General features: G+C 59.3%; 8 protein-coding genes. 3 read left to right on the forward strand and 5 right to left on the reverse strand.

The window, feature by feature from the left end:
- Window positions 1-145: 145 nt before the first annotated feature.
- The 3 genes from AB4Y89_RS18520 to AB4Y89_RS18530 all read right to left on the reverse strand — a co-directional run bounded on the left by AB4Y89_RS18520 (window position 146) and on the right by AB4Y89_RS18530 (window position 3796).
- Entirely contained in the window at window positions 146-916 is a 771-nt protein-coding gene (locus tag AB4Y89_RS18520; protein WP_442302424.1) for a septal ring lytic transglycosylase RlpA family protein, read from the reverse strand.
- Window positions 913-1107 carry a hypothetical protein gene (locus AB4Y89_RS18525; RefSeq protein WP_442302425.1) on the reverse strand — a complete coding sequence of 65 codons (195 nt, stop codon included), beginning with the start codon at window positions 1105-1107 and terminating at the stop codon, window positions 913-915. The genes AB4Y89_RS18520 and AB4Y89_RS18525 overlap by 4 nt, the downstream gene beginning before the upstream one ends.
- Before the next feature lie 253 nt (window positions 1108-1360).
- Window positions 1361-3796 (reverse strand): LPS-assembly protein LptD, encoded by a 2436-nt coding sequence (locus AB4Y89_RS18530; protein WP_442302426.1) that lies wholly within the window; start codon window positions 3794-3796, stop codon window positions 1361-1363.
- A gap of 173 nt (window positions 3797-3969) precedes the next feature.
- On the opposite strand from AB4Y89_RS18530, the gene AB4Y89_RS18535 reads away from it, so the two are divergent.
- Window positions 3970-5241, forward strand: a complete 1272-nt coding sequence (locus AB4Y89_RS18535; protein WP_442302427.1) for an RDD family protein — start codon at window positions 3970-3972, stop codon at window positions 5239-5241.
- A 149-nt stretch (window positions 5242-5390) separates the two neighbouring features.
- Here the strand turns inward: AB4Y89_RS18535 and bamA are convergent, their stop codons facing one another.
- Entirely contained in the window at window positions 5391-8312 is a 2922-nt protein-coding gene (gene bamA, locus AB4Y89_RS18540) for an outer membrane protein assembly factor BamA (protein WP_442302428.1), read from the reverse strand.
- Between the two features lie 355 nt (window positions 8313-8667).
- Window positions 8668-10764: a radical SAM protein gene (locus AB4Y89_RS18545; protein WP_442302429.1), complete on the reverse strand. Its 2097-nt coding sequence runs from the start codon at window positions 10762-10764 to the stop codon at window positions 8668-8670.
- Window positions 10765-11251: 487 nt separating this feature from the next.
- Here AB4Y89_RS18545 and AB4Y89_RS18550 point away from each other — a divergent pair, with 487 nt between their 5' ends.
- On the forward strand, window positions 11252-12226 hold the full coding sequence (locus AB4Y89_RS18550; RefSeq protein ID WP_442302430.1) for a DsbA family protein: 975 nt from the start codon (window positions 11252-11254) through the stop codon (window positions 12224-12226).
- 20 nt (window positions 12227-12246) lie between these two features.
- The gene (locus AB4Y89_RS18555) at window positions 12247-13308 is read left to right on the forward strand and encodes a SurA N-terminal domain-containing protein (protein ID WP_442302431.1); all 1062 of its coding nucleotides are present in this window, start codon (window positions 12247-12249) and stop codon (window positions 13306-13308) included.
- The last annotated feature ends 172 nt before the right edge of the window (window positions 13309-13480 follow it).

Below are 13480 nucleotides of genomic sequence, written 5' to 3' on the forward strand. Positions count from 1 at the left end.
CTCGGCCTGGCAACAACCCTTCTATCCGATTCCACTGAGCATCGGTCAGCTCGTAGCGCAATACTCCCATGCAAAAACTGCAACAAAAACTCTCCCGCAGCGGAAGTGAATATGTCGATACGCCCTAGCAACCAGGAACCAGCAACTAGTCCAGCCTCACCAGATACGCCTGCGCATTCGGTTCATTGGGATGAATGCCCTCCGCCACCTCGGTTGCGTGCGCCTTATCCATCACTGCGGGATTGATGCGCACCCAGTGCCCGGTCGGTCCTGGGAACTCGATCACCTTGGCCGTGTGATAGCGGCGCTGCATCTGGTCTTTCAACTTCAATGAGTTCTTTTCCTCGGTAAAGGCGCCGACCTGCACGCACCACTTACCGGAGACCGCTGCATTCGCTGTCTGCTGCAACACGTCGATCCTTACCTTTGCCACACCTGCGCGATAGACCCCTGTAGCCTTGGCCGCGGCCATCGACAGGTCCAGGACACGCCCCTGCACGAAGGGTCCGCGATCGGTGATCTTCACCACCGCAGACTGGTTCGTCTGCAGATTGGTCACGCGAACGACGGTGCCCATGGGAAGCGTGCGATGCGCGGCCGTCATGGCGTTCTGGTCATACGGCAGGCCGTTCGCCGCATTGCGGTTGTGATACGGCGGGCCGTACCAGCTCGACATACCCACCTCGGTCGAATACACCTTATCGCCGTAATCAGGCTGTGGCTCCTGCGACTGCCCGGTGCCTAGTCCCGGCACCGGCCGGACCGGCGGATAGTTCCCTGCCGAGGTGCGCGGATCGCGGGTAACCGGTGGAGGAGGCGTACGGCGCGCTACACGCACCTTCTTGTGATGACATCCGGTCAACACCAGGGCGAGCACGACCATAACGCCTGCGGCAATGGAGCGGCTGCGGATCAACGGCGAGGCGTCCTCTCATCCAGCTTCTGCGCCACCTGCCGAAGTTTCTCCGCAGCTTTGCGCAGCGCCTCAGCGCCCTGCATCCGCGCCTCGGGCACCACCTCGTCGTTGACGTAATCGATGGCTTTGCGGAGTTCGGCCTCCATGCGGTCTACAGCTTCATGAATGCGATCATTCCAATCATTCGCCATGGCGTAGCTCTCCTTCTCTCATTAGAGAAAAGCAGCATGCCATGCGGCAATGCAGAATTGCCAGGGGAATCTCGGATGGCACCTCTCTAGTTGCTAGTGCCAGTTGCCAGTTGCCAGTTGCCAGTTGCCAGTTGCCAGTTGCCAGTTAAAGAGACTATATGGGATCTATATTCGCTACTCATCCCGAGGCAGGCAAAGAATTCCCCTTACCCATGCAGTACCTCTTCAACTTTCAACTTTTAACTTTCAACTCTTAGAAGAGCCGTTCGGCTCTTCTAAGGTTCCCCGCTGACCCGATATTCGCCAGCGAGAAGTTGAACCGGTAGATGTTGTCATTACGTACCGTACCCAACTCAAACTTCCGGTACTCTGCGGAGAAGCCACAGCAGTCCCAGAAGTAGCTCACTTGAAAGGCTCCGTACTGCGTCTGGCCTGCATTCAGATCGATGCCGCTGTTCACCGCCGCCGAGAACCCTTTTTTGTTTGGCGCGCCGTAGCCCAACAGCACACGAAGTTGCGTAAAGTCCGAGATCGGCGAGGTGAGAAAGCGGCCGGGCGCATTCAACCGCGCAAACGAGAGCCCACCGAAGTACTGGCCGATGTGTTCATCGATAAAAACGTTCGACGCAGTAAAACGATGCTGACCGAAGTCATAGTTCACATCCCACTCCACGTCGGTCTTGTCGGAGATGCGTACCCGGAGCTCCGAAATGAGCGGCGAAAGCTCGCGTGGCTGCGTGACAAAGGCGATGCCGGAGAGGTCCAGCGTGCTCTCGAAGATATTGCGGCGCCCCTGGGAGATAGATCCGTTGAAGCTCGGGTCGAAGAAATGCTTCTGCGCCAGCCGCCAGCGCACCGACTCTCCCATGCCTCCGCAGCCTGACGTCAGGCGTGTATTGCCGGCCAGCTCTTCATCGCACACCGGCGTATCTTTCTTGTGGAAGAAGAGACGCTGGGTCACCCCGTACTCGAGCTCATTGGTGTTGGTCAGGACATCAACCGGGTCGAAACGCAGTGTCCGGGTGTAGTCATCCACGCCGGTCACATAGCGGTAATTCAGGAACGATTCGATTGTGTGCTTCATCTCCCGGCCGAAGATGATGTCTTTCGCCGCAAAAGTGCGCTCCAGCACCGGCGGCTTGAATTCGAAACCCGTCTCAATGGCAGTGCGGTTCAATGTTGCATTCACCTGCACCGGCGTTGGACCGGGAAGGACCGAAGGAAGTCTGCTGCGCGAATAGAACGTATCGCGGAAACCAAGCGAGGGTCTTACCATCCATCCGGCAAAGTGGACCGGCGCCGAGATCTGCGGATGCAGGTCCAGCCGCTCAATCACACCGTCGGTCGTGAAGTTCTGCTGTGCACGCTTCAGGCCCGTTGCCGAGGCATCGAATGACCATACCAACGGCGAGCTTCCCAGCCGGCGTTCGATCAGGTCCAGATCCAGGGACGGCGCCCGGATAATGCGCACCTGTTGCCCGGTCACAACATTCTTCAGACCCTGGTAGCGATCACCGAATAACGATGCCGAAAGACCGCTCTTCTGATACGCGACGAATGCGTGCGAGACAACGTCGGTTGAAACCGCCTGGTTGAAGGTGTCATTGAACGCCTCGCGGTAGACGTAGGAGCTCAGGTACTCCACATTGGCCGCGATGCGCGTGTGCTCATCCAGATCCTTCCGGCCGGAGAGCAGAAAGTCCTGGCCTCCCTGATTGACGTACACCCCGTTGGTGTCGTGGTATCCGCGGTCCAGAAGTCCGGTGTAGTGCGCCGTCAGGAAGTTGAGGCCGTTGCCTTTGTAGTGGAAAGTCACTAGCTGCGAGAAGCCGCGCACCGAGAAGTACTCTGAGCCGACGGTGATATCCGACGACCGCGACAGACGCACATACACCTGCTCGCCGATGATGTATCCCTTGCGGCTGCCTGCCTTGCTGAAGCTGGGGATCAGAAATCCGCTCTGGCGCTCCTCCGGCGATGTGGGGTGTGTCACATACGGCAGAAACAGGACCGGCATATTCAGCAGACGGAAGACGCTGTTATAGCCGCGCGCCTGACCGTCTTCCACCACAAAGCGCTTGGAGGCAAGCCTCCAGTCCGGATTCGGAAGCTGGCAGCTCGTCACCGTGCCGTTCAGGATCTCGTAATTGTGCGGGCCCCGCTGAATCACCTGGCGGCCGGTGAATAGAAAGGGATTGCTGTTCGTGTACGTGGTTCCCTTCGCCGTCGTATGAACGCCGATGGAACCCGTCACGTCATAAAACTTTCCTGTCTGCTGCTTCAGGTTGGCCTGTCCATGCGACGCGGCGATGTACTCGTCGTCAGGACCTCCGCTGACCCGGATGTGACCGTCCGAGACCGCCTCCCCTGTCTCCTGGTTGAATGACAGTTTTTCGGCGGTGACCGTATACCCGTTGTAGTGGACCTCTACGTTGCCCGTCAGCGTGTATTCATCGCCGTTGCGGGTCATTTGGTCGGCCTCGACCGTCAGTTTGTGAGAGACATCCTCGGGCTCCGTTACCGGCTGCGCGATGGGGTAATTGAGCTGCGGCGTGGGGGTATCGGGCAGAGGTGCCGAAGTAGGAACCTGCTGTGCATGCAACTGCGGATAAATTCCCCCCGTTAGCGTGGTACTTAAGAAGACGCAGGCACTTCGCAGCAGGAATGTCCGGCTCCGTTTGTGCTGCATGGCTCTGGTAGGTCCGTACTCGTTCGATGGTTGCAACTGCTATGCGGAATCCGGCTCCGCGCCCCCTCGCCTCTTCATTGTATGCAGACGGGAAAGCGAGACGTTTGTTTCCTTGGACCCATTTGCCTGCAGGGCTGTCGAAAGAACGGCCCGATGAGAAACGGAAGTGAATTGTGAGCACCACCTCTCCCCTGCCCCTCGAACCCGTTCATGACGACGATGCCTGGAAAGACCAGGTAGCCGCCCGGCTTGCCGCCCATCGGCAGAAGAAACAACGAGCGGACCAGCAGCAAACCCTGCCGATGGAAGGTCTTCCCGAACCCAGGCCCCGGCAGCAGCGCCGCGTTGCCGAGGCAGTCGCCAGCAGGTTCGCACAACAACAGAGCTACCGCGATTACCTGCAGGCGGAAGCAGAAGCCGCGATGCAGAAGGCTCGTGCCGAGGCTGAGATCGCCGCACGCAACGCCGCCGCGATCGCGCAGGCTCAGCAGCAGTTGCTGGAGGAACTCGAGCAGTGGGACGAGCCCGAGGAGACCGTTGATGGCGCCGCTCCGGCCGTGGCCTCGGCAGAGGTCGTTGAGATTCCGGTACTTGAGCCGTTTACGCTCGAACCTCTGGTCCAGGAACGTAGAACCAGGGAGCATGGAACCAGAGCTCCGGTGATCAAACATCCGCCGGTCGTTCATCCGCCGGTAATTGTCGAGCCGGAACCCGAACTCGAGCCGATGGTCGTGGAGTATGTTCCGGAGCCATCGAGCGAACCCATCGCTCCGCTCAGCGCCAACCTGATCGAGTTCCCACGGCAGCTTGTCGCCTCAAAGAAGGCCCGTCCCCGGCTGGCCGAAGGTCCGCTGCGCGAAGATGCTCCCGAGCCGCCGCAGCTTCGTATCTTCGAGGTAACTGCGGAGCAGATCGCCACTACGCCCGAGCCGGCGCACGTCACGCCGGAATGGAGTGACATCCGTCTCGACGCTGCCCCGGCAGCCGCACCGCTCCTCGAATCCATTCCTGCCTCTGAGATCAGCTTCGCGCTGCCGCCGCAGGTTGCTCCGCTGCAGCTTCGTGTGATGGCAGGCCTGGTGGACTCCATGGCCGTCCTTGGCAGCTTCGCAATCTTCACCATCGTCTTCGCACTCACGGCAAAGACCGTCGTTCTTGATCGTGGACTGGCGCTCTGGGCCGTCGGCGTGCTGCTGACGCTCTTCATCGGCTACCGCCTGCTCTTCTTCTCTCTGAGCGACCAGACGCCGGGCATGCGCTATGCCCGCATCGGCCTGTGCACCTTCTCCGATGAGAACCCTTCACGCCGCCAGATGCGCCGCCGCCTGTTGGCCATGGCGCTCTCGATGGCTCCGTTGGGCCTGGGCTACCTTTGGGCTCTCTTCGACGAAGACCGCATGGGCTGGCACGACCGCATCTCCCGCATGTACATGCGAGCCTACTAGTTGCTGGTTGCTGGTTCCCAGTTGCTAGTTGAGAAGCAAAAAGCCCCATCAAGCGAAGAGCTTGAGTGGGGCTTTAGTTCTTGGTCTCAACTAGCAACTAGCAACCAGCAACTAGCAACTGAAAAGCCCGGCTTTCGCCGGGCTTTTTCTTAGAAGGTGGTGGAGACGCTCAAGCGGAAGGTCTTTCTCGGTTCACGAAGCTGATAGGCAGCTCCGTAGAACTGGATTGCCTGCGCATAGCTGAACAGGCCGGCGCCATTGTTGGGGAACATGCTGCGGTAGGTCGCCTGGTCCACAGCCAACTCCTGCGGCAGATCCTTGTACAGGCGCAGCGGGTTATAGGCGTAGTAGAGACGGAGCGGAGCGTTCACGATCGGCAGAATGACCTGCAACTCCGCGCCGTTTGACATGCGCGGTACAAAGTTCGTGCCCGGCACCGCCTTCAGGACCTGTGGGAAGGTGACCTTCTGTCCGCCGAAGCAGGAACCATTGATGATGGTAGGGCAGCCGTACAGCGTACTGTTGAAGGTCGACTGTCCCAGCACCGACTGGCGGAGCTGCGACTCGCGGACATTGCCGTTGTAACCGAAGTCCGTGAAGAACGCGAAGACCACCTGATTGACGATCGGGATGCGGTATTCCACGTTTGCCGTAATGCCGGTATCGGCGCCGACCGAGACCAGACGGTAGACCGGCAGCGGAACATGGATCGCACCGAGGTCCTGGTTCGTGGGATCGCGCGGCACCGTGGTTCCATCCGGATTGGTGAGGTTGAACTCCACCTTGGTCGGAATGTAGGTGTAAGGGGACGAAGAGCGGACGTCGAAACCGCGAACGTCAGACTCGCCGCCGCCATAGACACGGTTGAACGGCGGAGCCACCTGGCCACCAAAGCCCTCAACGTGCGACACCTGGATACGGTAGCCGAGCACATTGTGCCCGTCACGATCGATATGAAGTCCCTTCATCGGGAAGAACTGACGCCAGGTAGCAACCGGCGAGAAGTACTTCACGTTACCGCCCGCGCCGGCAACCTGGATCGCGACGTTGAAGTCCTTACCGGAGTGCGGACCGACTGCACGGTCGATCGACGAGAAGGTGAAGCTAGGCGTAATGACCGAGCTGATAATGCCCGAAAGCTGGTTCGATCCCTGGATACCGGAACGGAAGGCCAGCGACTGGAACAGGTTGCGGGTATTGTCGTTGAACGTTGAAATCGTCGACCGCGACAGCGAGTACGAGAGACCGATACGTGTCACACCCGAGCGATTGAAGAGCTTACGCAGCGGATAGCTGGCCGAGATCGACAGACCCGTGGATGACTGGTTGTAGTTAGTCAGCAGCGACTGTTGCGCCTGCGACAGGTTCTGCGAGATCGAGCCGCCGGCTGCGCCGTAGGCCTTCGACGGGTTGTAGTCGAACTTGGACTGGAAGACCTGCAGACCGAGCGACAGCGGCTTGTTGCGGAAGTAAGGCTCCGTGAAACCGAAGCTCAGGTTGCGCGACAGATCGCCGGCATTCGCCTGCACCGAGAGCGTCTCACCCAGGCCGAGGAAGTTGTTGGTCTCATAGTTCAGACCGACAAAGCTTCCTGAAGCACCCGAGATACCGCCGTTCAGACCGATGGAGTTCTTGCCCTTCTCCTTCAGCTTCAGCAGCAGGTCCACGGTACCGGCATCGTTATTGGTGCGGGTCTCGGAGTCCTGTTCGACCTTCAGCGCCTCAAAGTAATTCAACTGATTCAGGCGAAGCAGTGACAGCTCCCATGCCTGGGCGTTGTACACCGCGCCTTCTTCCAGCATCAGCTCGCGGCGAATTACGCGGTCGCGGGTAATGCTATTGCCGGAAAACTCGATACGGGAGACCTTGAACTGCTTGCCCTCATCGATATCGATGTCCAGGAAGATAAGGTTCTTCGCTTCGTCAAAACGGGGTGTGGGCGATCCGACGAAGTTGATGTAGCCCAGCCCACCGTATGCCTTACGCAGATTCTCCAGGCCCTTACCGAAGAGCGTCGCCGAGAACCACTCGCCATCCTTCTGCGCAAACTGCGCGCGCAGAGCCTTCAAGTTGGTGATGGCTTTGTTGCCGGTGAAGTTGATGCCACCCAGACGGTAACGCTTACCCTCTTCCACCGGCATCAGAATGTCGATGCGCTTACCCTTCGACGGACGTAGTGTGAAGATATTGATGCCGCCGGCGTCGCGGACCCGGGTCTTGGGCTCCGAGGTGAGTGCCTTGAAGTAGCCGCGGTCACGGTAGGCCATCTGCACGCGCTGCGCGTCTTCGTCGAGCTTGGATGCGTCGAAGGTGCGGGCGAAGATGTTTTCCAGGATGATCGACTTGGGAATACCCACAGGCCGCAAGTTCCGCATCGCCTGACGCAGAGTCCGCGAACCCACGTTGTCATTGCCGACAAAGTCGATATGCCCCACCTTCACGGTCGGACCTTCCTTCACCTCGAAGGTAAGGGAGACGCGTGCCGGAGGCAGGTTCTTCACCACCGTGCGGATGGTGGCGAACTGGTGGCCATGCTCGGCCAGAAGCTCCTTCAGCACAACCTCGGCGCGCTTCACCTTGGTGGGGTCATACTGACTCTCCACCGTCAGGCCGACCTTGGCCTTCTTGAAGCGCTCCAGGATGTCCGAGGTGGTGACCGCATTCACACCCTTGTAGTTGATGTCGTTGACCGTGGGCTTTTCGCGCACGTACCAGATGATCTGGGTGCAGTTCGGCTTGAGCTGCTTCTCAGCACGGAGATCTTCAAAGTAACCCGTGTTCCACAACGAGTTATAGTCGCGCTCGATCATCGACTCGTCGAAGATATCGCCCTCATGCGAGAACAGGCGGGCCAGAACGGATTCTTTCGGAATGCGGCGATTGCCGATCACCTGGATCGAGCAAAGCGCACTGGGATTGCCCTGTGCTACCGGTCCGGTGGTAAAGGTGGAACCAGCATTTTGTGCCGCAGCAGAGCCGGCGGCGACAACGCCCAGGCCCAACAGCAACATACCCGCGCGAACACGGCTGCCAAAGGCAATCGCGCGGTTCCGGCCAGAGTGCGAACGCACATCCGTGAAAGCTTGATTCAGAAACTTAGCGGAAAAGATACGCGCGTCCTCACTGCTCGGAAATACCTCCCCAAATCCATGTAGGGGAAAGCTTCATTATATGGGACGGGCGCTCCCTTCTGAAGAGAGCCGAACCTGTTTCAGAAGCAGAGAACAAATGTAGCTGCACCACATCTGGTGCGACCCTCAAATTCCCCCACACGAGACGCACTTATCCCGTAGACGGAGTGATGGACGGGCATATTAACCCTTCCGGTTACAGTTCACCCAATACAGGTGGAATAACCGGAAAGACAAAGGCCGCTCTCACGAGCGGCCTTTTGCTTTTGCGCCGAAGGCGCCTACGCCGGGACGGTTAGTCCCCGGCGACGGTCTCTTCGTCCTGCACCTTTGCCGGAGCGGCGGGCTTGATCTCACCCAGGGAGATGAAGCCGGGCTGTTCCTGCTCCTTCAGAATCTCCTTGCGGTAGAGCTTGGCCATCTGCGCGTTTTGCGCATCCTGCTTCAGCTTGGCGTCGCGGGCGCGAATCTTCTCTTCGCGGGCGTTCTTGGCGATACCGGACTTTTCGAAGGTGTCGTTCGCGGCGGAGTCGACGTGAGCCTGGTTCAGGACCAGATCGTACTTGTCCTGACGCTCCAGACCGACCTTCTTACCACCGGCGAAGATCTCGTGACGGCCATGCTCCTCGTACCACTTGGTGAGGGTGGAGGTCATGTGCATCTTCTCGATGATGTTGCGCCAGCCGATGCCGGTGTTGTACGCGCAGAAGGAGATCTCGCCTTCCTGGGTCGCGTACGGGATGATGCACTGCTCGGTGCGGCGGAAGTCGTAGTTGAACAGATCCTGGAACCACATGCCGGCGATGAACAGGAAGTTCCAGCGGTCGGCGCGGCGCTTCTCGATATCGGCCATGGTGCGGTCGCCGGTCACCTTGCCGTAGTTGCGGCCGGTGGCGCCGAAGCACTTGTCGAACTTCTGCAGCAGGTCAAGGATGCGGAAGTGGGTCGGCGACTTGGCGGGGTCGTAGTTGCGCAGCAGCGCAAGCGACACACCCACGATCGAAAGGAACTTGCCGCGAGCGGCGTCGTTCACCTTCGCGACGTCCTTGGCCAGCTGTACGGCATCGAGGAACGAGGTAACCGGAACGGCTTCCTTCGTTTCCTTGTCGATCATCAGTGCCATACCGATACCGCAGTTCGGGTGGCAACCGCAGGAGAGCTGGCCCCACTCGTGCTCCGGTCCGTGCACCAGGTCGGCCCAGTCCGAGAAGGTCGACATGAAGCTGATCGGGAACCAGTCACGGGTGCTCTCACCCAGACCGGTCTGGTTGCGGATGTCATGCGCGAGGTGGCTCAGAGTGTAGCGCTGTGCGTGACGGCGCTCGTCCGAGACCTCTTCGTCACGGCCGGTGAACGAAACCGGCTGGAACGACAGGAAGTTGATCTTTTTCGGGTTATCCAGGGCGAACTGGATGATGCGGCCAACCTGCTCGTTGTTGATGCCGTTGACGATGGTCGTTACGGGAACGATGTCCACGCCGGCCTCGTGCAGGTTATGGATGGCCTGGAGCTTTACGTCGAACGCATTGCCGACCTTGCGGTGCGAGTTGGCGGCGTTGCCGATACCGTCGAACTGCAGGTAGGCGTAACGCAGACCAGCCTCGGCGGCAGCCTTGGCGAACTCCTTGGACTTGGCGAATTCGATGCCGTTGGTCGCAGCCTGCACCGAGTTGTAACCCACCTTGCGGGAATAGGCGACGGCGTCCAGGAAGTAGGGCGACAGCGTCGGCTCACCACCGGAAAACTGCACCGACATCTGGCGGCGCGGCTTGATGGTGATGGCGTTATCCAGCATGGTCTTGATCTCGTCCCACGTCAGTTCGTGAACGAAGCCCACCTGGTTGGCGTCCATGAAGCAGGGGTCGCACATCATGTTGCAGCGGTTGGTCAGGTCGATAGTCAGAACCGAACCGCGGCCGTGCGTCACGGTCGAGGTGCCGTGGTTGTGAAGCTTGGTGTCATTGTGGGCGCGGATGTCGCGGCCCGGGAAGACGTCCTCGAGGTGCTTCATCATGGCCGGGTCAATGGACATGACGTCTTCAAAGTGACCGTGCTTCGGACAATCCTTGACCATCAGGATCTTGCCGTCGCGCTCAATGATCTGAGCCTTGATCTCGCCGACCTTCTCGTTCAGCAGGATCTCGTGGGGCAGCTTGCCGTCCAGGATCTGTTGGCGGATCTCAGGAACGCACTTCGGGCAGAGAGAATCGGTCGTACGCGGCCAGCCAAGGGGAGGCTTCTCCTTCTGGTAGCTCTTCAGCAGCGGCTTGTCGCTCCACTTCGGTGTAAACGATGCGTTGGGGCTGATGCTGTTCAGCTTGTCAAAGATCGCCCACGCGCCTTTGGCCGCGTAAGTGATTGTCTTTTCTGCCAGTTTGGTGGCTCTTGCCATTTCGCTCCCTCTCGGATTGGGTCGGTTTGGTCTTGTAAAACAGCGTTGGATGAGGCGTTTCCTCTATCCAGACGCGAATTCCTTGAGTCTAGACGCAGCGCGCATCCCGCGCGAGTGTGTCAGCTGGTTCCGCTCCGGACCTAGGCCCTTTCCAATAAGCGGTTTACAGCACGATCAGGCTACGGCCTGTGGAACCGAAAGCATAGGTTTCTGCCCCGAATGGCAGAATCGTGCAGCGAACGGGGAAATGGAGGGGCAAATGGGGAGGGTGATAATCGCCCAGAACATACACCCAGGACATATATAGGAAGAGTCTGTCCATCACTCAGCATGGTTGGGGCACGGTACACAATCGCTCCCATGCCGTACGTCTTCAACTTTTAACTTTCAACTTTTAACGCCCCGCCTCCGACTTCTGGGCTCAACCGGTTCTTCCCTGACTCGCAAGCGCACCAGTCGTGCGTCCAATACACTGATACCTACGTTTATGAACCGTCTCCGTCTCCTCTCCAGCTTCGTTCTGCTCGCCGGCGCTCTCGGCTGTCACGCGCAGAAGCTCTCGCCCGCCGACGCCCGGCGTGTCGAGGTCCTGATTCGCAACAAGTTCAACGTCCCCGCCTATTACGACGTGACCGTGGGGGAACGCAGGAAATCGGAGATGCCGGGTTTCGATACGGTGACAGTCACCTTCACCAATCTCGAAGCGGAACAGAATGCTGCCGCCACCAAAAACTTCGACTTCCTGATCTCGCAGGACGGCAAGACGTTCGCGCAGCTCAACCGCTATGACATTCCGCAGGACCCCGGCGCCGGAATCAGCGACGGCAACCGCCCCGCCCGCGGCGGTCCAGCGTCAGCCCCGGTCCACATCGTGATCTACGACGATCTGCAGTGCCCCTTCTGCGCCCGCATGCATGCGCAGCTGTTCCCCGCCATCCTGGAGCGCTACGGTGACAAAATTCACGTCGTCTATAAAGACTTCCCTCTGGGCCAACACCCCTGGGCCGTACACGCCGCCGTTGACGCCAACTGCCTGGCCGAGCAGTCCGCCCCTGGCTACTGGTCGCTGGTCGATAACGTCCACGCGCACTACGCCGACGTTCCGCCGCTCAAGCCCTCTGCCGATAAGGACGCCAAACCGGCAGATGCTGTGAAGCCCGCAACCGAGCTTCTCGACAAGTGGACCCGGGATGAGGCCGTGAAGCAGAAAGTCAACCTCGAGAAGCTGAACGCCTGCATCGCGAAACAGGATGACTCCGCCGTGACCTCCTCTATTAAGGAGGGCGACTCCCTCGGGGTCGACGCCACGCCGCAACTATTCATCAACGGAGAACGTCTTGCCGGCGCGCTTCCTCTCAAATATGTCTATAAAATGATCGATGGCGCGCTGCTGGCTGCGGGAGTCACTCCCCCTCCGGCGCCCGTCGATCCGCCTGCCGCGCAGAAGCCGGCCGGCAACTAAGCTGGAGATCAAGGTCTAACGTGCCACGTCTTACCAAGCAACATACGCTCGCCGGAATGCTTCTGCTCACGTTCGTCGCTGTTGGCTGCAATCGCCAGCCGGCGGCTGATGTCGTCGCCACCATCAACGGCAAACCGATCGCGAAGGCTGAACTGGAGAAGTATTACAAAGGCCAGCTCGGCGATTCGCAGCAGACGCCCTCGCAGGAACAGGCCGACTCCATGCGCCTCAACGTCCTCCGCAACCTGATCGACGAGGAGATCCTGCAGCAGCGCGCCGCCAAAATGAACCTGACCGCCACCAATGAAGAGGTAGACGCGAAGGTGGCCGAGATGAAGGCGCCGGTCAGCGAAGAGCAGTTCAATCAGCACCTTAAGGACTCTGGTCTTACGCTGGACGACCTGAAGCGCGATGTCCGCCGCTCGCTCACCACCGAGAAGCTGCTGAATAAGGAGATCAACTCCCGCATCACCGTCTCCGATGGCGATGTCTCCAGCTACTACAACCAGCACAAGGCCGAGTTCAACCTGATCGAGACCCAGTACCACCTGGCGCAGATCATCGTCACCTCGCAGCCGGCCCCACAGCAGCAGCAGATCTCGAACCTGCAGGCCAGCAAAGCCGGTAACGATACTGAAGCCAAAAAGAAGATCCAGGCTTTGAAGAACCGCCTCGACTCTGGCGAGGACTTTGGAACGCTGGCGATGAACTTCTCTGAGAGTTCCCAGACCGCTCCCAACGGCGGCGACATGGGCTTCTTCTCCGAGTCTCAGCTCCGGTCTGACGCTGATCTATTCAACGCCATCTCGAAGCTGACGCCCGGCAAGGTGACCGACATCATCCCGGTCCCCGAAGGTCCTGGATCGAAGCGCGTGATCGGCTACGCCATCTTCAAGCTGGTCTCCCGCGAGCCCGCCGGCCAGCGCAACCTGAACGATCCTGCCGTGCAGCAGGCCATCCGCCAGCAGTTGAAAGACGGCCGCTCTCAGCTTCTGAAGAACGCCTACTTCGAGATGCTGCGCGACGAAGCCAAGGTAAGAAACTACTTCGCCGAACAGGTCTTCAAGAACGAATCGAAGTAAAGAATCAGATCAGTTCAACAAAGCCCGGCCCACCGCCGGGCTTTTCATGCTTCGAATAGCCACAAAACCGGGTGACCCAGGTCCGCTTTTCGGACTTGGGTTTCTCGCAAAGCGAGGCCCAGTCGAGATTGGGCATAGTACTCACCCCCACCCATGCAGCACGTCTTCAACT

The sequence above is a fragment of the Terriglobus sp. 2YAB30_2 genome (genome assembly GCF_052114765.1).
GTDB lineage: Bacteria > Acidobacteriota > Terriglobia > Terriglobales > Acidobacteriaceae > Terriglobus.

What these genes read in the sequence shown, in the direction of transcription:
- AB4Y89_RS18530 (WP_442302426.1), bottom strand. Translation starts at nt 3,796, where the DNA reads ATGCAGCACAAACGGAGCCGGACATTCCTGCTGCGAAGTGCCTGCGTC.
- AB4Y89_RS18525 (WP_442302425.1), bottom strand. Translation starts at nt 1,107, where the DNA reads ATGGCGAATGATTGGAATGATCGCATTCATGAAGCTGTAGACCGCATG.
- AB4Y89_RS18550 (WP_442302430.1), top strand. Translation starts at nt 11,252, where the DNA reads ATGAACCGTCTCCGTCTCCTCTCCAGCTTCGTTCTGCTCGCCGGCGCT.
- AB4Y89_RS18545 (WP_442302429.1), bottom strand. Translation starts at nt 10,764, where the DNA reads ATGGCAAGAGCCACCAAACTGGCAGAAAAGACAATCACTTACGCGGCC.